The sequence below is a fragment of the Pseudoalteromonas sp. AS71 genome, from assembly GCF_038900275.1.
Lineage (GTDB): Bacteria > Pseudomonadota > Gammaproteobacteria > Enterobacterales > Alteromonadaceae > Pseudoalteromonas.
On sequence record NZ_JBBMQZ010000012.1, the window covers coordinates 36,982 to 59,189 of the forward strand.

Annotated in this window: 22 protein-coding genes; 13 read left to right on the forward strand and 9 right to left on the reverse strand. The window is 39.4% G+C overall.

What is annotated here, in order from left to right; genetic code table 11:
- Position 1: 1 nt before the first annotated feature.
- The 4 genes from WNY98_RS10620 to WNY98_RS10635 are packed head-to-tail and all read left to right on the forward strand — an operon-like array spanning position 2 to position 2,990.
- Complete coding sequence (locus WNY98_RS10620; protein WP_024600592.1) at positions 2 to 622, forward strand: flavin prenyltransferase UbiX; 621 nt, start codon at positions 2 to 4, stop codon at positions 620 to 622.
- Positions 622 to 1,551, forward strand: coding sequence for an ABC transporter ATP-binding protein (locus WNY98_RS10625; protein ID WP_182196679.1), 930 nt, complete (start codon positions 622 to 624; stop codon positions 1,549 to 1,551). Before WNY98_RS10620 ends, WNY98_RS10625 begins: the two co-directional genes overlap by 1 nt.
- Positions 1,552 to 2,319 carry an ABC transporter permease gene (locus tag WNY98_RS10630; protein WP_007584748.1) on the forward strand — a complete coding sequence of 256 codons (768 nt, stop codon included), beginning with the start codon at positions 1,552 to 1,554 and terminating at the stop codon, positions 2,317 to 2,319.
- Positions 2,319 to 2,990, forward strand: coding sequence for an SAM-dependent methyltransferase (locus WNY98_RS10635; protein ID WP_170071966.1), 672 nt, complete (start codon positions 2,319 to 2,321; stop codon positions 2,988 to 2,990). The genes WNY98_RS10630 and WNY98_RS10635 overlap by 1 nt, the downstream gene beginning before the upstream one ends.
- 6 nt (positions 2,991 to 2,996) lie before the next feature.
- On the opposite strand, the gene WNY98_RS10640 is transcribed toward WNY98_RS10635, so the two are convergent.
- Complete coding sequence (locus WNY98_RS10640; RefSeq protein ID WP_342877874.1) at positions 2,997 to 4,877, reverse strand: GGDEF domain-containing protein; 1,881 nt, start codon at positions 4,875 to 4,877, stop codon at positions 2,997 to 2,999.
- 264 nt (positions 4,878 to 5,141) lie between these two features.
- On the opposite strand from WNY98_RS10640, the gene panP reads away from it, so the two are divergent.
- Positions 5,142 to 6,767 carry a pyridoxal-dependent aspartate 1-decarboxylase PanP gene (gene panP / locus WNY98_RS10645; protein WP_024594075.1) on the forward strand — a complete coding sequence of 542 codons (1,626 nt, stop codon included), beginning with the start codon at positions 5,142 to 5,144 and terminating at the stop codon, positions 6,765 to 6,767.
- 65 nt (positions 6,768 to 6,832) lie between these two features.
- On the opposite strand, the gene serA is transcribed toward panP, so the two are convergent.
- From serA to metK, 5 genes are all read right to left on the reverse strand, one after another.
- Entirely contained in the window at positions 6,833 to 8,062 is a 1,230-nt protein-coding gene (gene serA / locus WNY98_RS10650) for a phosphoglycerate dehydrogenase (protein ID WP_024600597.1), read from the reverse strand.
- 9 nt (positions 8,063 to 8,071) lie between these two features.
- Positions 8,072 to 8,725: a ribose-5-phosphate isomerase RpiA gene (rpiA, locus tag WNY98_RS10655; RefSeq protein ID WP_342877875.1), complete on the reverse strand. Its 654-nt coding sequence runs from the start codon at positions 8,723 to 8,725 to the stop codon at positions 8,072 to 8,074.
- A 53-nt stretch (positions 8,726 to 8,778) separates the two neighbouring features.
- Entirely contained in the window at positions 8,779 to 9,375 is a 597-nt protein-coding gene (locus tag WNY98_RS10660; RefSeq protein WP_342877876.1) for a 5-formyltetrahydrofolate cyclo-ligase, read from the reverse strand.
- Between the two features lie 18 nt (positions 9,376 to 9,393).
- Entirely contained in the window at positions 9,394 to 9,942 is a 549-nt protein-coding gene (locus tag WNY98_RS10665) for a hypothetical protein (protein ID WP_024595234.1), read from the reverse strand.
- Between the two features lie 175 nt (positions 9,943 to 10,117).
- Complete coding sequence (gene metK, locus WNY98_RS10670) at positions 10,118 to 11,269, reverse strand: methionine adenosyltransferase (protein WP_024600601.1); 1,152 nt, start codon at positions 11,267 to 11,269, stop codon at positions 10,118 to 10,120.
- A 303-nt stretch (positions 11,270 to 11,572) separates the two neighbouring features.
- Here metK and tkt point away from each other — a divergent pair, with 303 nt between their 5' ends.
- The 7 genes from tkt to WNY98_RS10705 all read left to right on the forward strand — a co-directional run bounded on the left by tkt (position 11,573) and on the right by WNY98_RS10705 (position 18,915).
- On the forward strand, positions 11,573 to 13,564 hold the full coding sequence (tkt, locus tag WNY98_RS10675; protein ID WP_170071969.1) for a transketolase: 1,992 nt from the start codon (positions 11,573 to 11,575) through the stop codon (positions 13,562 to 13,564).
- A 184-nt stretch (positions 13,565 to 13,748) separates the two neighbouring features.
- On the forward strand, positions 13,749 to 14,063 hold the full coding sequence (locus tag WNY98_RS10680; RefSeq protein WP_182720484.1) for a pyrimidine/purine nucleoside phosphorylase: 315 nt from the start codon (positions 13,749 to 13,751) through the stop codon (positions 14,061 to 14,063).
- Positions 14,064 to 14,240: 177 nt separating this feature from the next.
- Complete coding sequence (gene raiA / locus WNY98_RS10685; protein ID WP_007376058.1) at positions 14,241 to 14,597, forward strand: ribosome-associated translation inhibitor RaiA; 357 nt, start codon at positions 14,241 to 14,243, stop codon at positions 14,595 to 14,597.
- Positions 14,598 to 14,799: 202 nt separating this feature from the next.
- Positions 14,800 to 15,975 carry a divalent metal cation transporter gene (locus WNY98_RS10690; RefSeq protein ID WP_342877915.1) on the forward strand — a complete coding sequence of 392 codons (1,176 nt, stop codon included), beginning with the start codon at positions 14,800 to 14,802 and terminating at the stop codon, positions 15,973 to 15,975.
- Between the two features lie 71 nt (positions 15,976 to 16,046).
- Positions 16,047 to 16,502: a GNAT family N-acetyltransferase gene (locus WNY98_RS10695; RefSeq protein ID WP_342877877.1), complete on the forward strand. Its 456-nt coding sequence runs from the start codon at positions 16,047 to 16,049 to the stop codon at positions 16,500 to 16,502.
- Between the two features lie 90 nt (positions 16,503 to 16,592).
- Positions 16,593 to 16,739, forward strand: a complete 147-nt coding sequence (locus WNY98_RS10700) for a hypothetical protein (protein ID WP_342877878.1) — start codon at positions 16,593 to 16,595, stop codon at positions 16,737 to 16,739.
- A gap of 307 nt (positions 16,740 to 17,046) precedes the next feature.
- Positions 17,047 to 18,915 carry an NACHT domain-containing protein gene (locus WNY98_RS10705; RefSeq protein ID WP_342877879.1) on the forward strand — a complete coding sequence of 623 codons (1,869 nt, stop codon included), beginning with the start codon at positions 17,047 to 17,049 and terminating at the stop codon, positions 18,913 to 18,915.
- A 134-nt stretch (positions 18,916 to 19,049) separates the two neighbouring features.
- On the opposite strand, the gene WNY98_RS10710 is transcribed toward WNY98_RS10705, so the two are convergent.
- The 3 genes from WNY98_RS10710 to WNY98_RS10720 form a co-directional block, all read right to left on the reverse strand.
- Positions 19,050 to 20,237 carry a VWA domain-containing protein gene (locus tag WNY98_RS10710; RefSeq protein WP_342877880.1) on the reverse strand — a complete coding sequence of 396 codons (1,188 nt, stop codon included), beginning with the start codon at positions 20,235 to 20,237 and terminating at the stop codon, positions 19,050 to 19,052.
- 244 nt (positions 20,238 to 20,481) lie between these two features.
- Positions 20,482 to 21,330, reverse strand: a complete 849-nt coding sequence (locus WNY98_RS10715) for a MoxR family ATPase (RefSeq protein ID WP_024600605.1) — start codon at positions 21,328 to 21,330, stop codon at positions 20,482 to 20,484.
- 53 nt (positions 21,331 to 21,383) lie between these two features.
- The gene (locus WNY98_RS10720) at positions 21,384 to 21,623 is read right to left on the reverse strand and encodes a DUF1653 domain-containing protein (RefSeq protein ID WP_342877881.1); all 240 of its coding nucleotides are present in this window, start codon (positions 21,621 to 21,623) and stop codon (positions 21,384 to 21,386) included.
- 60 nt (positions 21,624 to 21,683) lie between these two features.
- Between WNY98_RS10720 and WNY98_RS10725 the strand changes: the two genes are divergently transcribed.
- Entirely contained in the window at positions 21,684 to 22,163 is a 480-nt protein-coding gene (locus WNY98_RS10725; RefSeq protein ID WP_002958965.1) for a DUF2947 domain-containing protein, read from the forward strand.
- The last annotated feature ends 45 nt before the right edge of the window (positions 22,164 to 22,208 follow it).

Sequence of the window (22,208 nt, forward strand, 5' to 3'; positions counted from 1 at the left end):
TGTGCAATTTAAAGATAGAATTACGCTCGCTTTTAGCGGTGCATCAGGTGCACCTTATGGTTTAAGGTTGCTTGAAGTATTGCTTGAGCAGCAATTTCAAGTTTACGTACTTATCTCAAGTGCAGCACGAGTGGTGCTTGATACAGAATCAAATATTAAGCTCTCTGGTAACGAAGATAAAGCCACTGAGCAGTTAAGTACGCTGTTTAATGCTAAATCTGAGCAGTTAAAAGTATACGGTAAAGATAACTGGTTTAGCCCTGTGGCTTCGGGCTCTGCTGCACCTAAAAAAATGGTGGTATGTCCATGCAGTGCTGGGTCGGTTTCTGCAATTGCAGTAGGGGCGTCAGATAACTTATTAGAGCGCGCCGCTGATGTCGTTATTAAAGAACGCGGACAGTTAATTTTAGTGCCGCGCGAAACACCATTTAACGAAATTCATTTAGAAAACATGCTTAAGTTATCTCGTTTAGGTGTGACCATAATGCCAGCAGCGCCTGGTTTTTATCATAAGCCACAAAGTATTGAAGACTTAGTTGATTTTATGGTGGCAAGAATTTTAGATCATTTAAACATTGAACATAACCTAACAAAACGTTGGGGTTATGGTGAGGGTAAGTAATGAATAAGCAAAATATTGCTTTAAATATAGAAGGCCTTACCAAGGTTTACAAAAATGGTGTTGAGGCTATTAAAGGCGTTGATTTACAAGTTAAAGAGGGCGACTTTTTCGCTTTACTTGGTCCAAACGGAGCAGGTAAATCAACCACTATTGGTGTTATTTCGTCACTTGTTAATAAAACAAAAGGCAAGGTAGAAGTATTTGGTTGTAATATTGATACTGATTTAGAAGCTGCAAAAGCGCATTTAGGCTTAGTGCCGCAAGAGTTTAACTTTAGTCAGTTTGAAACACTTAGCCAAATACTTGTTAACCAAGCCGGTTATTATGGTGTGCCACGTGGCGAAGCCCACAAACGTGCTGATAAGTACTTAGCGCAGCTTGGCTTACTTGAGAAAAAAGACAAACAAGCACGTACGCTTTCAGGCGGTATGAAACGCCGATTAATGATTGCGCGTGCCCTTATGCACGAACCTAAGTTGCTTATACTTGATGAGCCAACAGCGGGGGTAGACATAGAACTTCGTCGTTCAATGTGGGATTTTTTACGCCAAATAAATGAGCAAGGCGTTACTATTATTTTAACTACACACTACCTTGAAGAAGCAGAGTTACTGTGTAAAAACATCGCCATAATCGATAATGGCCGAATTGTTGAAAACACTACTATTAAAGCATTGCTTGCAAAACTTGATAAAGAAACCTTTATTTTAGACTTAAAAGTGCCAGCAAGCCCTGTCACGCTTGAAGGTTATAAGTTTACGATGACGGACGATCATACTGTTGAAGTGGAAGTCGCTAAATCTCAAGGGCTAAATGCTGTATTTAGTGCATTAACAGCTCAAGGTAATACTGTGTTGAGTATGCGAAATAAAGCAAACAGATTAGAAGAGTTATTTGTAGGATTACTAGAGCAAGGGCGGGGCGAATAAATGTTTAAATATGGTGTAGCCTTAAAGAGTTTATGGATTAAAGAGTGTATCCGTTTTTTACGTATTTGGGTGCAAACTTTAGTACCGCCAGCAATTACGATGAGCTTATATTTTGTTATTTTTGGTAACTTAATTGGTTCACGTATTGGTGATATGGGCGGCTTTAGTTATATGGAGTTTATTGTACCTGGCCTTATAATGATGTCGGTTATTACTAATTCCTATTCCAACGTAGCCTCTAGTTTTTACTCAACAAAGTTTCAAAAAAGTATTGAAGAGCTTTTAGTTGCACCTGTACCTAACTACATCATTGTTCTAGGTTATATGGGTGGCGGTATGACACGCGGTATTATGGTGGGCTTTATAGTGACCTGTGTGTCGTTATTATTTGTTGATATCCAAATTCATAATATTTTTGTAATTATGGCGACGGTTATTTTAACCTCAGCTGTGTTTGCTTTAGGTGGTTTAATTAATGCAATTTACGCAAATAGTTTTGACGATATAAGCATTATCCCCACCTTTATACTAACGCCATTAACTTACTTAGGCGGTGTATTTTATTCAATTACGTTGCTGCCTGAGTTTTGGCAGAATGTATCACAAATCAACCCTATAATTTATATGGTTAACGCATTTCGTTATGGCTTTTTAGGTGTGTCGGATGTTGATTTGAGCGTGGCTCTTGGGGTTATTTTAGTATTTATAACAGCGTTATTTACATTGGCGCTTACATTGATCAAAAAAGGTGTGGGGCTAAGACACTAATGAGTGATGCAAATTCACGTAGTATTGTATCTAATCAAGCGGGCATTCACGAGAAGCTTGATGAAATAGTAAATAAGCACTTAGATGCTGAATTTAAAAAGCCAATTGCAGCTCATACCCAAGCCGCATTTGACGAGGTTAATGCCAAAGTACAAGCCTTTAGTGGTCCGCTTATTTTAGACTCGTGTTGTGGCGTAGGTGAAAGCTCAGCTAACTTAGCTAAGCGCCATCCTGATGCACTTGTAATCGGTATTGATAAATCGTCGCACCGCTTAGATAAGCACGATGTTGAATATAAGCAAACCGACAGTGGTCAGTACATCTTAGTGCAAGCAGACTTAAATGACTTTTGGCGTTTAGCGGTTGCTGCTAATTGGCAACCTACGCACCATTATTTGTTGTATCCAAACCCGTGGCCTAAATCTAAGCATATTCGTAGGCGCTGGCATGGCGCAGCTATTTTTCCATTTATCGTTAAGTTAGGTGGAAAATTAGAAGTGCGCAGCAATTGGGATATTTACGTTAAGGAGTTTGCTCGGGCGCTTGAATTAACAGGCAACCCTTGCGATGTAACACTTTATGAGTCAAACGATGCAATTACGCCTTTTGAGCGTAAATACTGGGCCAGTGGCCAGCAAAGCCACCGACTCGTTATAAACTTACCTTGCTAAAGTAAATTAAAGTGCTAATTCCTCTGTAACCGTATTAACATGTGGCACTGGGTGGGCAAAATAGTTGCCTTGCATTAGTGTCACATTCGCCTTTTTAAGTGCGGTTACTATGGTTGCATTTTCTACGGATTCTGCCATTAATTGTAAACCAAGTTGATTAGCAAAACTGGCTATATGTTCAATAAACAAGTAGATGTCTTTGTCATTCACTATTTGCTTTATTAGTGCGCCATCGAGCTTAATACCATCTACTTCAAGCTTAAGTACGTTTGATATATTTGAATAACCACTACCAAAGTCATCAATAATAACCTTAACGCCTTTCGTTTTAACCATTCCAATAAATGCTTTTACCTCAGAAAAGTTAGCAATAGCTTGGGTTTCTAAAAGCTCTAGTGTGATATTACCAGGATGCGGATAACGCTTAAGTTCGTCCGCAATAAACTCACTTAAATTAGGGTCGAGCATATCTTGTGCAGTTATATTTAAACTCCAGCAAATATCTGTTTTTCTAAAGCGACTAACACATTGTGAAAATATAGTACGGGTCAGTATGCCGTCCATTCTTGAGCGAGTAACAACATTTAAAAATGCATCAGGTTTTAATACTTCACCTTGCGCTGTTACCATTCGAGCTAAACATTCGTATTGAACAACTTTATTGGTATTAGTATCAATAATAGGTTGAAAGTAAGGCACTATACGGTTGTTATCAAACGCTTCACGCACCTCTTTAGCCATTTCAACATTGTATTGATATTGCGTTTTTACATCGTGTAGCGCTTTTGAGTAGTTAACTACGCTATGTCTGCCTTGTTTTGCTTGCAGCGCCGCTATATGAGCGTTTTCAAGTAGTAGCGATTTATTACCACTGGCAATACCTGCACATAGGGTTATATAAATAAAAGGATCAGTTAACACTGGGGTATTAAAGTTATATGTTTTTACGAGCTCGGTAAATTCGTCATTACTCATTTCTTTTGGCGCGAGTAATACTATTTTATTGGTTGCTAGCCTGTATATATGGCAATGCGCAGAGCTTCTGAGCTTAAAGTGAATAAGTAAGTTTTTCATTACTTTATCACCCACTTCAGTGCCGTAGAAACTGTTTATATCTTCTATTTCGTTAACCCAAATAACGGCTAACTGCATGTGATGTGCATTACTTTTTTTAATAAAGTACTCAAGAGCAATATGATTTGAAAAACCAGTACTAGAGTCAGTTGCTAAAGAGCGCTTTAGTAAATAAATATATATAGCGGCAACAAGTATCGCGATAAAAAAGAAGAAGCTAGCCATTGCAGCAGCTTTCGACACACTTTCTTTAAGTTGTTCGTTTAAATTGTAAATAGTTATATCGGCACCCATTAAATAGGTATTGCCGTTAATAGGGTCAACGTAAGGAATAAAAATAGTTTTAAAGTGGCCCCACTGATCGCTCGATATTTCAAATACAGGTTCTGTTGAATAAAAAGCACTTATATTGGCATCGGTAGCTTCAGGGTAAAGATCTAAAAATTGAGTTACTTTGCCATTATTCTGATCGTCTTGCGTGTAGCTTGATGAGCTAAAAAGAACCTTTCCGTCTTTTAAAATCATTGAATACACATAAGCAATATCAAGTGCTTGAGCGAACTCAGAGAGCTGTTTACTCTTATTTTGATAGTAAGAAAAACTTATGTTGTCGCCTTGATTAACCGCACTTAGGTAATTTTCACCTAAGATATGTTTAACGCTGGTGGCTGCATTAAGTAAGCGATTATCAACCGACTGCATTATTTCAGCACGCGTAGTTTGGTAAGTGTAGTAAACGTAGGTAAGCAAGCTTATTAAAAACAAGCTAAAGCCTGCCACTATCCAACTAACTTTGACTCTTCCTTCTGGCATATGTGTCCCTTTTTTGTTATCAAATTTATTATACCCAAAATAAGTAAATGCCCAATAAATAATTAGGTTTAGTCAAATTTTAATTAAATTATCATTTTTTTGTCATCGCTTTGATTGCTTTTATAGGTTTAAACGAGACATTTTAGTTATATTGCAGTAAAGTTAGCGCAATTTTTAAAGAAACACGATTGCTCTAAATGTCCTAAAAAATAGGCGTTTTTGATGGGTAAGCGCGTGTTTTAGCTACACACACTAGGTATTGAGATGGATCAAAAGCGTTGTGCCGTCGCCTCTAAAGAAAGCCTTAAGCGTATATTTACTGTACCTGAAGCGCCAGACTCAACTTTAAGCAAAATCGAGCTTGAAATTTCGAGTAATTTAGCAGGTTTTCTAAACGAAAATATAGCGGCAATTGAAAAACCATTACATGAAATCGAAAAAGATTTTCAGTCGGCAGTGATCCCAGAGGATCCAACGTTTGTATCTGCTTATGCTCAAGACATAATGGAGCAACTTGTTGCGCATTCTGTGCATACAGCTGCGCCTAGCTTTATTGGTCATATGACCTCTGCCTTGCCGCATTTTTTATTACCGCTATCAAAATTGATGGTAGGGCTAAATCAAAATCTAGTAAAAATAGAAACGTCTAAAGCGTTTACGCCTCTTGAGCGTCAAGTGCTTGGAATGATGCATCATTTAGCTTATGGGCAAGAAGATTCGTTTTATTCTAAATGGATGCACAGTGCTAAAACCTCATTAGGTGCATTTTGCTCAGGTGGAACGGTTGCTAATATTACTGCGCTTTGGATTGCGCGAAACCGCTTATTAAAACCCGATGGTGATTTTAGAGGTATTGGCGCACAAGGCCTAATTGCCGGTATGCTGCATTACGGCTATAAAGGTTTAGCAGTATTAATATCAGAACGCGGACATTACTCATTAGGTAAATCAGTTGATTTACTCGGTATTGGTCGCGATAACTTAATTGGTATTAAAACCTGCGAAAATAATAAAGTTGATGTAGGAGCTATGCGCGAAAAAGCACGTGAGCTTGAATCGCAAGGCATTAAAGTAATGGCGATTATTGGTGTGGCGGGTACAACCGAAACCGGTAATATTGACCCACTTGATGAAATGGCCGACTTAGCACAAGACATTAACTGCCATTTTCATGTAGATGCTGCATGGGGAGGAGCGACCCTTTTATCGAACACGCATCGCCCTTTACTAAAAGGGATTGAGCGAGCAGATTCAATTACCATCGATGCACATAAACAAATGTATGTACCAATGGGAGCGGGCTTAGTTTTATTTAAAGATCCCGCGGCCACAGATGCAATAGAGCATCACGCTGAGTACATATTACGTAAAGGTTCAAAAGACTTAGGTAGCCACACGCTTGAAGGCAGCCGACCTGGTATGGCAATGTTAGTACATGCTTGCTTACGTGTTATTGGTCGTAAAGGTTACGAAATGCTGATTGATCGAAGCATCAAAAAAGCACATTACTTTGCTGACTTAATCAAAGCTGATGAAGACTTTGAGCTTATCTCAGAACCTGAGTTGTGCCTATTAACGTATCGTTATGTACCTAAGCAAATTAAACAAGCAATAGCCGATGCAGATGCTGCAACTCGGTTAGATATTTTTGCTTCACTGAACCGTTTTACTGCCAGTATGCAAAAGCGTCAACGAGAGTCTGGTCGCTCATTTGTATCACGTACTCGTTTAACGCCTTCTAAATACGACAATCAACCTACCGTTGTATTTAGAGTGGTACTTGCAAACCCGCTTACCTCAGGCGCTATTTTAAAAGAGATATTGGCTGAGCAAAAAGAGTTGGCTGCAACAGATCCGGTATTCAAAAAATACTTAAGAAAGTACATGTAAACTAAATACAAAAAAAGGGTCACTTTGAAGTGACCCTTTTTGATATTAGAATAGTTGATTAATTACTAATGCAGAATACGTGCTCTAATTGTACCCTCAACAGCGCTTAGTTCTTTAAGTGCTACTTCAGATTGATCTGTATCTACATCAATAACTACATAACCAATAGATGCGTCTGTTTGTAGGTATTGCGCAGCAATATTAATACCGTGCTGTGCAAACGCTTGGTTAATTTGCGTTAGTACACCAGGGCGGTTGTGGTGTACGTGTAATAAACGGCTACGATTAGCAAGCTCAGGCAGCGATACTTCAGGGAAGTTAACCGCAGTAATAGTTGAGCCATTATCTGAGTATTTAGCCAGTTTACCCGCTACTTCAATACCAATGTTTTCTTGTGCTTCTTGTGTAGAACCACCAATGTGCGGCGTTAAAATAACATTGTCGAATTGGCGCAGTGGCGATACAAATTCTTCATCGTTAGATTTTGGCTCAGTAGGGAACACATCGATTGCTGCACCACTTAGTTTTTTCTCTGTAAGCGCTTCTGCAAGAGCATCAATATCAACCACAGTTCCGCGTGAGGCATTGATCAAAATAGACCCCTGCTTCATAACAGCAAGTTCTGCGCTACCAATAAGGTTTTTAGTTTGCGGTGTTTCTGGTACATGTAAGCTAATAATATCAGAGCGTTGTAACAGCTGAGTTAGGTTATGAACTTGTGTTGCATTACCAAGAGATAGCTTATCTTCGATATCGTAATATTCAACGTTCATACCGATATTTTCAGCCATAATACCTAGCTGAGTACCAATGTGACCGTAGCCAATAATACCCAAAGTTTTACCACGTGCTTCAAACGAACCATTTGCTGTTTTTAACCAGCCACCACGATGAGCCGCTGCATTACGCTCTGGAATACCGCGTAATAAAAGTAGAATTTCACCAAGTACAAGTTCAGCAACTGAACGAGTATTAGAAAACGGTGCGTTGAACACAGCAATACCGCGTTCGCGTGCTGCATCTAAATCAACTTGGTTTGTACCAATACAAAAACACCCAACAGCAACTAGTTTGTCAGCTGAGTCTAATACGGCTTGGTTAATATGAGTACGAGAACGAAGTCCTACAAAGTGAACATCTTTAATGCGCTCTTTAAGCTCGTCCTCAGGTAAGGATGTTTTAACGTAATCGATATTGCTGTAACCGTTACGTTTTAGCGTTTCAACAGCGCTTTGGTGAACACCTTCAAGCAAGAGAATTTTAATTTTGTCTTTTGCTAACGATACCTTACTCATAACCTCATCCTATTTAATTTGTGGCCCATTTTTGGTACCGATAATCACTTTATCAGCACCTCGCATCGCAAATAGGCCGTTGGTAACTACGCCAACAATTGAATTTATTTGTGTTTCAAGTTGTTTGGCATTGGTAATTTTTAAGTTAAATACATCTAATATAACGTTACCATTATCGGTAACTACGCCTTGGCGATAAACAGGGTCTCCACCAAGTTTTAATAATTCTCGTGCAACGTAGCTGCGCGCCATTGGAATAACTTCTACCGGAAGCGGGAAGTCGCCCAATGTATCTACCAGTTTTGTGTCATCAACAATACACACAAACTGTTTTGCAACTGCCGCTACTATTTTTTCACGTGTTAGCGCTGCGCCGCCGCCTTTAATCATTTCGTTTTGAGCGTTTATTTCGTCTGCGCCGTCAACGTATACATCTAAAGTAGCAACGTTATTAAGCTCAAATACTTCAATACCCAACGTTTGTAGGCGCGCGGTTGAGGCTTCTGAGCTTGATACAGCGCCTACAATAGTGTCCTTTACTGAGCCAAGGGCATCAATAAAGTGATTAACAGTAGAGCCTGTACCGACACCTACAATGGTGTTTTCTTTTACAAACTCGAGTGCTGCCCAAGCAGCTGCTTTTTTTAATTCGTCTTGTGTCATTGCTTTGTGCTCATGTATGTCAGAAATATGCGGTTAGTAACCAAAATTAAATGTTACCAACAGTATGTTTTATCTGGGGTGATAATGGTTTTAAGAGGTACGTCCCATGACTCGATTGGTAGAGCATCAACTTTTTGGCATTCATGTGCAAGGCCAATTAGTTGTGGTTTTTGCCAATTTTGTTCGTGTAAACGCGCCAATGTCCGGTCGTAAAACCCACCTCCCATTCCTAGGCGATTACCTTGTTTATCAAATGCCACTAATGGCATAAGGAGGTAATCAAGCGCTGGTAATGGGCATATTTGAGAGCAGTTCAGCTTAGGCTCCAAGATACCATAGCGATTTGCCCTCATGGGTGAGTTTTTCTCATAGCGCTGAAATAGTAAATTAGCGCCATTGAATGGGTGTATTATAGGTAGATAAACAGCATGGTGTAAGTTCCATAATTCTTTAATTAACAATGAAGTGTCTAGTTCTCCGTCGTTACTTAAATAAATGGCAATATGCTTTGAATTCGTTGTGTTTTCGCTTTTTAAGTGTTGAATAAAATTCATTTTTAGCGATTGCGCAGCAATTATTTGCTGATTATTTGACAAGTTGTTACGGGTGTTACGAATTTCAGCTCTTATTTGTGCGCGTTTATTGCTCATTAAACTAATTAGCCATTTTTAAAAAGAGAATAAATCGGGAAAAATTAAAAAAACAGCCAGTACGACTAGCAAAATGGTGGCAGTTGCAATCAATGAATATAAAAGTAAGTTACTGCGTTTTTTAGGAGTCGCTAAATCCTCATCTAGCATTAGGTCGTCATTTTGCCATTCGTCTACACTTTCGTCTGGTGTATTTAATTGAGCTTCAGGAAGGCGTTGCTCTAACTCATCTAGCTTTTCTTCAAGGCGTATTAAGCTGCTAGTGATGTAATCAAGTGCATCAAAAATACGTTCATCACGTTGGTTGTTATTTGCAGCTGCGGGGGAGCTATTTTGAATCGCATTTGAAACAGCTTGCAGCTTACTTTTAATACCTAGGCTTGCTAATAACTTAGTCTGTTTTAACGCTTTGTCTTTATCGCTTGGCGCAAACAGCGGCTTACCTTTAAAAAAAAGAGCTACTTTTTCATCTGACGTTTTTAATTTTGCAGCTAAGTTTGCGCACGCTGTTTTTATGTCAACGTTATCGGCAAGTCCTGCAAATATAACGCGAAAGTTATCGGCCATTTAACTATCCCTAAAGCTTTTATAATGAAATGAGTATATACCTAAAGTACAAAAGAATTCGAGGTCGATTTTATAGTTATTTTGTAGACGCTCTACAAACAATATAGCGAATAAGTTTTAGATGCAAAAACGACCCTTAAAAGGGCCGTTTTTAATTTATTACAAAACTTTTGGCTTAAAGGCCAGCAGCTGCGCGAAGTGCGTCTGCTTTATCTGTACGTTCCCAAGGGAATTCGTCACGACCAAAGTGGCCGTAAGCCGCTGTAGGAAGGTAGATAGGGCGCTCTAAATCAAGCATTTGAATTAAGCCGTAAGGGCGTAGGTCAAAGTGTTCACGAATAAGCTCGATTAAACGGCTTTCTTCTAGCTTGCTTGTACCAAATGTTTCAACGCTGATAGAAGTAGGTTCTGCAACACCTATTGCGTAAGAAACTTGTAGCTCACACTTGTCAGCAAGACCAGCAGCAACAATGTTTTTAGCAACGTAACGTGCTGCATATGCTGCTGAGCGGTCAACTTTTGATGGATCTTTACCAGAGAAAGCACCACCACCGTGACGAGCCATACCACCGTATGTATCTACAATGATTTTACGACCAGTTAAACCACAATCGCCCATTGGTCCGCCAATTACAAAACGACCTGTTGGGTTAATGAAAAACTTAGTTGCGCTTGTAATAAGCTCTGCAGGAAGTACAGGCTTGATGATTGTTTCCATCACAGCTTCTACTAAATCTTTTTGTGAAATGTCTTCGCTGTGCTGAGTAGAAAGTACAACAGCATCAATACCTACTGGTTTGCCGTTTTCGTATGCAAAAGTAACTTGAGATTTTGCATCTGGACGTAACCAGTTAAGCTCGCCGCTCTTACGCACTTGCGCTTGGCGCTGTACTAAACGGTGTGAGTAAGTAATTGGAGCAGGCATTAGTACTTCTGTTTCGTTACATGCGTAACCAAACATTAAGCCTTGATCGCCCGCGCCTTGCTCTTCTGGGCTAGTACGGTCAACACCTTGGTTAATGTCTGGAGACTGTTTACCAATAGTGTTTAAAATTGCACATGAATCGGCATCAAAGCCCATGTCTGAATTTGTGTAGCCAATGTCACGAATTGTTTTACGTGTAATTTCTTCGATATCAACCCATGCGCTAGTAGTGATTTCACCACCAACCATAACCATACCGGTTTTAACGTAAGTTTCACACGCTACGCGAGCCTGAGAGTCTTGCTCTAGGATTGCATCAAGTACCGCATCAGAGATTTGATCGGCGATTTTATCCGGATGACCTTCAGAAACAGATTCAGAAGTAAATAAATGTTTTGCCATTGTATTTCTGCTCACAAATATTGCGCTTCACAAATGTCGGTATTAGCGCTAAAAAATTAAGGGGCGTATTTTATCGAAAACAAAACGCATTGCATAGTTTTTTTACGCCTAGACGTCTAAATAAAATTACGAATGTCGTTCTAGTCTCAAAAAAAATTCATAATGCTGCCTTTTCTGGGGTTTTTAATTGCACACCGCCCCCACAATAAGTAAGAATGGATGTATAACAGTATCCAAGTTATTTGGTTACATAAACAAACACATAAATACCCGCGCAAATACACATATAAGGTAGGAGAATTCATGCCATCTCGCAAAGAACTTGCAAATGCTATTCGCGTCTTGTCAATGGACGCAGTACAAAAGGCCAAATCTGGCCACCCTGGAGCCCCTATGGGCATGGCTGATATCGCAGAAGTATTATGGCGCGATTATCTAAAACATAACCCAACGAATCCAGAGTGGGCTGACCGTGACAGATTTATTCTTTCAAACGGCCACGGTTCAATGCTTATCTATTCTCTATTGCACCTAAGTGGTTACGACTTACCACTAGACGAAATTAAAAACTTCCGTCAAATGCATTCTAAAACACCAGGTCATCCAGAATACGGCTATGCACCAGGAATCGAAACTACTACGGGTCCATTAGGTCAAGGGATCACAAATGCCGTAGGTATGGCAATTGCCGAAAAAGCACTTGCTGCGCAGTTTAACCGTGAAGGCCACGATATTGTTGATCACTTTACCTATGCATTTATGGGCGATGGCTGCCTTATGGAAGGTATTTCTCATGAAGCGGGTTCACTTGCAGGCACATTAGGTCTGGGTAAACTTGTTGCATTTTGGGATGACAACGGCATTTCAATAGATGGTGAAGTAGAAGGTTGGTTTACCGATGATACGCCAGCTCGCTTTAAAGCATACGGTTGGCATGTAATTAGTGGTGTTGATGGCCACGATAGCGATGCTATAAGTGCTGCAATCGCAGAAGCTAAAAGCATTACCGATAAGCCATCACTAATTTGTTGTAAGACAATTATTGGTTACGGCTCACCTAATAAATCTGGTAGCCACGATTGTCACGGTGCACCACTAGGTGATGACGAAATTAAAGCGTCTCGCGAATTCTTAGGTTGGACTGGCGATGCGTTCGAAATTCCTGACGATATTTACGCACAATGGGATAGCAAAGAAAAAGGTCAACAGCTTGAATCAAGCTGGGACGAAAAATTTGCAGCATACGCAAAAGCATACCCAGAGCTAGCGTCAGAATACAAGCGTCGTATTAACAATGAACTTCCTGGCGATTGGGCTGAAAAATCTCAAGCGTACATTGAGCAACTTCAAGCAAACCCTGCAAACCCAGCGTCTCGTAAAGCATCGCAAAATGCATTAAACGCATTTGGTCCGTTATTACCAGAATTCATGGGTGGCTCAGCCGATTTAGCAGGCTCAAACTTAACAATTTGGGATGGCTCTAAAGGTTTAACGCACGACGACGCAAGCGGTAACTACATTTACTACGGTGTACGTGAGTTTGGTATGTCGGCAATTATGAATGGTATTGCCCTTCATAAAGGTTTTATTCCTTACGGTGCTACGTTCTTAATGTTTGTTGAATATGCAAAAAATGCCGTACGTATGGCTGCATTAATGAAGCAACCAAGCATTTTTGTATACACGCACGATTCAATCGGCCTAGGTGAAGATGGTCCAACTCACCAACCAGTAGAGCAAATTGCAAGCATGCGTTTAACGCCTAACTTATACAACTGGCGCCCATGTGACCAAGTTGAGTCGGCAATTGCATGGCAACAAGCTATTGAGCGTAAAGACGGTCCTACATCGTTAATCTTTACTCGCCAAGGTCTTGAGCAACAAGCCCGTGACGCAAAGCAATTAGCAGATGTTAAGAAGGGTGGTTACATCCTTAGCTGTGACGGCAACCCAGAGATTATCTTTATTGCAACAGGTTCTGAAGTGCAACTAGCACAAGATTCAGCAAGCGAACTACGCAGCCAAGGTAAAAAGGTACGTGTTGTATCTATGCCATGTACTGATGCCTTTGAAGATCAAAGCGCAGCATACAAAGAAAGCGTATTACCGGCATCTGTTTCACGCCGCGTAGCAGTAGAAGCAGGTATTGCTGACTACTGGTACAAGTACGTAGGCCTAAACGGCGCAGTAGTAGGTATGACTACCTTTGGTGAGTCAGCACCTGCAGGCGAGCTGTTTGAGCACTTTGGTTTTACAGTGGCAAACATTGTAAGCAAAGCAAACGAACTTTTTTAATCGCTTTGATTAAATAAAGTAAGTAATTGAAAAACCCGCACATGTTGCGGGTTTTTTTATGCCCTTACATGAAGCAACTTCACCTTTATCAACGCTGCTTTCCTTGCAAGAAAGTAAGCTATCAGGCAAGGTAGTGCGATAAAATTTATAAATAATAATCTTAAATTAATAGCAGGAGCTAAAAATGCCAAAGTTCGATAACGTAAGTGTAGTAAAAAAAGCCAATGTATATTTTGACGGAAAAGTGTCAAGCCGTACCGTTATTTTAGGTGATGGCGAAGCGAAAACGTTAGGCTTTATGCAACCAGGTGAGTTTGTTTTTGATACAAACCAAAAAGAATGCATGGAGCTTTTAGCTGGCCAATGGGATATTTTATTACCAGAGGCGAGTGAGTGGAAAACATTTAACGCAGGTGAATCGTTTAATGTTGATGCAAATGTAAGCTTTAAAGTAAAAGTATCTGATTTTGCTGACTACTGTTGTTCGTACACAGATTAATCAGTACAGCTAGACGTCTGAAAGCCCATGCACTATGGGCTTTGCATAAACTTTGCGCAACGCATGATTTAAATCACCAAAAACCGCAAATAAACCTCAAATATCTCTCTTTTTTCCTTGTGTTAATCTAAATAGCCCCCAATACTATTTATGAGGTAACAAATAAAAGGATACCCTATGAAAATTAATCTTTCTGGTCACCATGTTGAAGTTACTGACTCTATTAGAGAGCACATCAACGAAAAATTTTCAAAAATCGAGAGCCATTTTCCATCGCTTATTGCACTCGATATTATTTTGTCTAAAGAGCATCATAAAATCCAAGCTGAAATTAGCACTAATTACGAAGGCACGCGCATATCGGTAAAAGGGGAAAACGAAGTTATGTACCCAGCCATTGCAAGCGCAGCTAAAAAACTCGATGCGGCACTAAAACATCGAAAAGGGCAGATAAAAGCAAACCTACACGAAAAGCCTGTAAGTACAACACCTGAAATCGCACACGAGATCATCCAAGAGATGGATCTTAAATAAAATTTAGTCACAAAGTATTGTAAAAAAGAGCCGTATGGCTCTTTTTTATTGCCTGTAATTTAGGTAAGTTATGCGTTCTTGCAGTTTATTGATTATAAAAATTGATAAAAAGAACACACAACACACATATTTTGAGAAATTAATGCACAAAACAAAAGCAGTATGGAAATCTCGACTAGGTGCGCTTGGGCCTGGGATCTTAATGGCAACGGCCGCTATTGGCGGTTCTCACTTAGTTGCGTCTACACAGGCTGGAGCAATATTTGGCTGGCAACTATTTTGGCTAATACTTGTTGTTAATGTTTTGAAGTATCCATTTTTTCGTTTTGGTATGGAATACACACTTGCCACTAAAAATAGCTTAGTAGAGGGCTATAAAAGCAAAGGCCCGTTTTATTTTTACAGCTTTATTGGTTTAAACATTGTAGCCGCCGTTGTTAATACCGCCGGCGTACTACTACTTACCGCAAGCTTACTGCATTACGCCTTACCTATTGTTATTGAAGTAACCTTGCTTTGTTGGATGCTGCTGGGTGTATGTTTAGTTATATTGCTACTAGGGCATTTTAAAGCGCTCGATAACGTTGCCAAAGGTATTATGGGGCTGCTTACGCTCGCTACTTTGATTGCCCTTGCCATTGCATTTAGTAACGGTCCAATGGCACCTGCTGATTATCTGGGTCCTTCACCGTATGAACTTGCCATGCTTAGCTTTATGGTCGCTTTAATGGGCTGGATGCCAGCCCCTATCGAAATATCTGCATTAAGTTCTTTATGGCTAAAAGAAAAGCAAGCGCAGCAAACAGTAACTAAAAGCCAAGGCTTGTTCGATTTTAACGTAGGTTACTGGCTTACAGCTGGCTTAGCCTTGGTATTTTTTTGCTTAGGTGTATTGGTACAGTATGGGCAAACTAGCAGTATAGAACTCGGCGGTGTCGCGTTTGCCAAGCAGCTTATTGATATGTACGCGTTAACAATAGGCGAGTGGGCAAGACCGCTGGTATCAGCAATCGCCTTTTTATGTATGTTTGGCACCACACTCACCGTGCTTGATGGCTACGCCCGCACGCTTAACGAGTCTCATAAACTACTTGGCTTTAAGCAATCAAAACACAGCCTAAATATTTGGTTAATACTACAAGCACTTGCCGGTATGGCGGTTATTTTATTTTTTAAATCAGCCCTTGGTCCAATGCTTACGTTTGCAATGACACTTTCGTTTGTTACAACACCTGTTTTTGCATGGCTTAACTTTAGCCTTGTGCGCTCAGAGCCTGCTATAAAGCACAGCGTGCTATTACGTAGCTTAACGTGGTTAGGGCTAGTGTATTTAGTAGGCTTTGCTGTTGCGTTTGTAGTGTGGAAACTAGCAACCTAAATATAGCCACTTACTTTAGGGTTTTAATTAAAGCCCTAAAGCATTAAATTCTAGGATTAAACGAGGTATAAATGGATATTCGAGTAGGTGAGCTTTCAAACCCACACGTTATAAAGTTACTACAGGCGCATCATAACGATATGCTAAAGCACTCACCTGTTGAGAGCGTACATGCACTTGATGTGAGTAAACTCACCCAGCCCAACATAACCTTTTATAGCTTATGGATTGATAATAATTTAGCGGGTGTTGGCGCTTTAAAAGCACTAAATGCGACCGAAGGCGAAATTAAATCAATGCGCACATCAAGCAGCTATTTACGCCAAGGCATAGCGGCTAAGTTACTCACGCATATTATTGAGCAAGCGACCTTGCGAGGTTATAAAAAATTAAGTTTAGAGACCGGCACTGCTGATGCGTTCTTGCCCGCACAAAAGCTCTATACTCAGTTTGGTTTTAAAGAGTGCGAGCCGTTTGGTGATTATGAGCTAGATCCTTACAGCTTGTTTATGAGTAAAGGGCTTTAAGTTGTATGCGCTCATTATTTATAGCGAAACGAAAAGATATATTTGTCGCAAAGTATAAAAGCAATTAAAAAGTTTTTAGGGGACGGGGCAATGAGTAAACGTGATTTATTTTCAGAATTAACTACAGCGCTTGATGATGCTAAAGCGCATTCACAAGATAAGCTTACATTGCGTACTCATACAGTAAATGATATCAACGATCTTGCTATCTCACCTGATGAAATAGTGGATGTGTGAGAAACAGGTAATATGTCCGATTTGGTATTCAAAGAAGTTTACTTATATCGACAAGAAAGCCGGAGTAAGCGTATACGATATCTTGAAATACGAAGTTATAGAGCTGTGTTATAGTCCTTTAATTAGAGAAATGGGATAGAAATCGTTAGGCTTTTCCACAATAATTCATATATTGACGTGATGACTAGTGCGAACGAAAAAGAATAACTAGACCGACTCCCTTAATAGATTTGCAACTCACTGTCTAAGGAAAAACAGGTATGAATGTTCAGTATATACTCAGTATATTTAGTTGGAAGTTATAAACATGAGCATACTTGGTGTTATTGCCGTAAAAGCTGCCACTTCAAAAGTTGTTGGGAAATCTGTAGAAAAAGTATTTTCCAGTGTGAAAAAGTCTCTTAATACAGCAAAGTTGAAGTCAGCCACTAAAAAATATATTCAAAGGCTTGATAATGATGTTCGTCTGCAAACATTCCTAGATAAGCAATCTATTGAATTAGATAAATTATACGTTCCCGCTAAAATTAGGAGTTTAATTGGTTCGAGTACCTATGAGCTTGATGACTCAAGTCCATTTGTATATGAGGGGCTTCAATTATTAGTAGGTGAGGCTGGTTTAGGTAAAACTACAGCTTTGAAAAGATTGTTAAGTATTCTTGCTAATACACATGGTAAAGTTCCTTTTTTTATTTCATTAAAAGAAATGCGGACAGGGGAATTATTTTCAGATTTTTTAGTAAGGCAGTTAGAACAATGGGGCATATCACTTAGTTCTTTAGAGCTTAAAGGTTTTTTAAACTTTAAAGGTGTTACTTTATTATTAGATGGTTTTGATGAAATTAATGCCAATAATATTGATAGTGTGGCTCAGGATATTTACTCTATTTCATGTAACAATAAATGTAATTTAGTTGTTACAACTCGTCCAGATACATTGATAACGAAAATGGAGTATTCATACGAGTTTTCGATCCTTAGAATAGACAACTCTCAAAGAAAGCTGTTAATTGAAAAATATAAATTAGCTACGAAAATTGATTACGACATAAATAGAAAGTTAGAAAAAATAAGCTATCTTGACGAACTAATAGTTAATCCTCTCTTGATTGCTTTACTGTTTGTGATTTTTAAGTCTAAAAAATCTTTTCCTGAAAATGAGATAGATTTTTATGGTGGGATTTTTCTTGCGCTGTATAGAAATCACGATGATAGGAAAGGAGGCGTTAAGAGAGCTTTTAAAGCAAATCTAAGTTATTCAGATGCTGAAACTATCTTTAGAAAGTGTAGTTTCCTTTCATTTTCTAATAGAGATATAGAATTTAATAGATTCGAACTTGTTGATTATATTAGTAAATCAGTTGATAAGGGGGGCACGGTCGATCCAGAGCTTTTTTTAGAAGACCTAGTTGATGTAACAAATATAATTATGGAAACGGAATATGATACCTATAGTTATGTTCATAGAAGCATTCAAGAATTCTATGCCTACAAGTATATTTTAGACAATGGATTGCTACCGAAATTTTTTAAGGAAAACTTGAAATATGGCTTTAAAAACAGCATTTGGAACAAACAAATAATAACTTTCGCGCTCAAGGACTTTAGTTCAAGTAATATTGCTGAGAGTTATTTATGTCCGCTATATAAAATCTTATTTTTAAATATGTTAGCTGCGGATTGCAAAGAGAATACTGACATGGGGCTTGCAGTTGATAAATACTTAAAAAACTGTTTTTTGGTTGTGCAGTATGGACATATAAGACAAAAAATTAAGTTAAATGAGCTCCCAATTGATTTGCAAAGAAAAGTAATTAACTATAAAGATGCAGAGGATTACGTAACTTTCCACGATGCTGTATTTAATTACGATAAATCAAAATTTGAAAACGATAACCCAGCTATTTGTTTTTGGAACTACCAGCAAGATATCCAAAAAGCTATTATTCAGGTGCGTATTGAAATGAGTGAATTAGAGCTTCTTACTTTTACTGATCTAAATTATAGCAAAGAAGGTAAATATCGGCTTAGTCTTAGCCTGCTTGCAGAGATTTACGCTGGCAGTCTACCAACAAAAGATTATATTAAAGAATTACCTGATGTTAAAAGCCTTTGTTCTAATTTTCTAAATGATTCAGAGAGTAAGATAACTAGTTTAATCAGGAGGTTAACATGATTTTTTGAAATGTATTTATATTTTAGAGCATGTTAATAGCACACTCAATTTTATCTGTGTGCTATTGGGATAACTCTTTTTTTTATTTTCACTTTAATCTTTTGATTCAAAGTTGAAATTATAATTTATTGGTACTAACTCAACTCTTTTATCGCTTTACTTATCCCATCTAAACTCAGTGCATACATGCGATTGTTCATTAACTCTTTTATAAAGCCAATAGATTGATAGTACGGCCAGTGTTCAACGGGTTGTGGGTTGAGCCAGGCGACTTTATCAAAGTGGTTGGTGACTCGTGATAACCAGGCACTGCCGGGCTCTTCATTGTAGTGCTCTACCGAGCCGCCCGCATAAGCTATTTCGTATGGGCCCATAGTGGCATCGCCCACAAATATTACTTTATAGTCGCTGGTAAATTTATTAATCAGCGTCATGGTGTCGATTACATTTGAATGGCGCCGCGCATTGTCTTGCCAAACGTGCTCGTATAAACAGTTATGAAAGTAGTAAAACTCTAAGTGTTTAAATTCGCTGTGGGCGGCGCTAAATAACTCTTCGCAGGTATGAATGTAGTCATCCATTGAGCCGCCAATATCAAACAGCATGAGTACTTTTACTGCATTGTGGCGCTCGGGTGCCATTTTTACATCAAGCATGCCGCCTTGTTTTGCAGTAGCGCGAATAGTCTCGTTTAAATCAAGCGTGTCGCTTGCGCCCGTGCGGGCAAACTTTCGTAACTTTTTAAGGGCGAGTTTAACTGTGCGCGAACTAATTTCTCTGTCGGTGTCGAGGTTTTTGTATTCTCGTTTATCCCACACTTTTACAGCTTGGCGGTTACGATTGCCGTCTTGACCTATACGCACGCCTTCTGGGTTATAGCCGTATGCACCAAAAGGTGATGTGCCGCCAGTGCCCACCCATTTATTGCCGCCAGCGTGGCGTTTTTGTTGCTCTTCTAAACGCTCTTTTAGGGTTTTCATAAGCTCGTCGAGCCCGCCCATGGCTTTAAGTTGGGCTTTTTCTTCATCGCTTAGGTTTTTTTCAAACTCTTTACGTAGCCAATCTTCAGGTAAGTTGTGCTGTTGCTTTAAACTCTCGAGCAAATCAAGATCGGCAATACCGCTAAAGTAGTCACTAAAGGCTTTGTCGAAACGGTCAAAGTGCGTTTCGTCTTTTACCATTATGGTGCGCGCTAAATGGTAAAACGCGTCTACGTCGGCAAATATAACGCCTTTTTTTAAGGCGTTAATTAAATCGAGTAACTCACGCAGGCTTACCGGTAAGCGGTATTCACGCAGTTTGAAGAAAAACTGTACTAACATATAAGGGCCTGTTTATCTTTCGAGGTTAAATTTGCAGCAGTGTGTTTGGTATTTAGGCATTATTCCCCATAAATAGGCGATAACACAGCATAAATACCAAACACGCGCTGCCTGAAGGTTCGTTCTAGGGACGATTAACTCTTTGTTGCTCGGCTTTTACTTAGCCCACTAGGTTACAAACCTCGCGCCACGATTAAATCGTCCCTAGTTAGAACAAATTTTAATCCTGAAAGGTCAACAGGCCCTAGCGACGGCTCATAAACGCAAGTTTTTCGATTAGGCTTATGTCTTGCTCATTTTTAAGCAGTGCGCCAAACATGGGCATTAATCCGCCTTTTTTAGCTTTGTCGTGCAGTGTTTTAGCGTCTATGTCTTCTGCCATAAGTAGTTTAAGCCAATCAAGCAATTCGCTGGTGGAGGGCTTCTTTTTAAGGCCGTTAGCTTCGCGTAGATTAAAAAACACTTCGAGTGCTTGGCGTACTAAATCTTGTTTAACGTTAGGGTAGTGCACGTCAATAATTTGCTGCATTTCGTCACTGCTAGGAAAATCAATGTAATGAAAAAAGCAGCGGCGTAAAAATGCGTCCGGTAATTCCTTTTCATTATTGGAAGTGATGATCACAATTGGGCGCTCTTTTGCGACAATACGCTCATTAGTTTCATAAACATGAAACTCCATTTTATCGAGCTCAAGCAGTAAGTCGTTTGGGAACTCTATGTCGGCTTTGTCTATTTCATCAATTAATAGTACAGGGCGTTTACCGTTAAGCTCTGCATACGTAAATGCCTGCCACAGCTTACCTTTAACAATGTAGTTACTAATATTATGTACGCGCTCGTCACCTAATTGGCTGTCGCGCAGGCGCGAAACCGCATCGTACTCGTACAAGCCTTGCTGCGCTTTGGTGGTCGATTTTATATGCCACTGAATAAGCGTGGTGTCTAAACTTTTAGCAAGTTCTTCAGCCAGCATAGTTTTACCAGTGCCGGGTTCGCCTTTAATTAAAAGTGGTTTTTCGAGCATAATGGCAGCATTTACAGCTTGTTTAAGCGAGCTGCTAGCTATGTAATTATCGGTTGAATTAAATTGCACGAGTTAGCCTCTATCTGGTCAGAGCAGTATTGAATGTATTCATGATGCCATAGTTAATCTATTTCACCAATATAGGCAAAACGCGGTATGGTGTTGCCGCCTTTTTCTATAGTTTCGTTAAACATACTAAGTGGACGTGCCCAAATACCAAATTCACCGTAAAGAGCCTGATAAATAACAAGCTGTTCCTCGGTTTCGCTATGGGTGGCAACATGAATAACTTTATATTGCGGGCCTTTGTAGTGTTGGTATATGCCTGGTTTTAGGGAAAGTGGTTTTATTGCTGTAGTCATGTTTTGATCTCTTGTATAATTTGGCTTTGCACTTTTAATGTTAACTAATTTGCCAATACTATGAACTATATTTCTTTAGATGATTACAAAAAGGCGTGGGTTTTTCGCCACAAAGATTTACCTGTATCTGATGAAGACGCAGCAAAAATAAAGCCTATGAGCGACGAGCGCGCAGCCGTACTTTGGACAACCATGGTGAGCCGTGAGTTTGATCACCCTGATTTTTTTGAAGACACCGATTGGTGTGGTCAAGAAAAAAGCTTTAGCCAAGAAGTAGATTGGCAAGATGCGTGGGAAAATGGCGATGCGTTACCACCAGAAGCAATCTTAACGTTTTTAGATTGGGAAGCTAACACCACGGTTTATTTTTGTATGGCACGCGATAATATTATCGAAACGACGTTTGATGTATTTAAACGCAATTGGCAAAACTTTATGTTTTTAGCTGATGGCAGTTTATTGATTGGTAAAAAGCGTAATACGGTTGTGCAATTTTTAGAATCAGGTAAAGCAAAATTAGGTGAAAAGCCAAGCGCTTAAAATAGTGCGCTGCGCTTAAAAAACATTCAATACTGTGTTATAAAA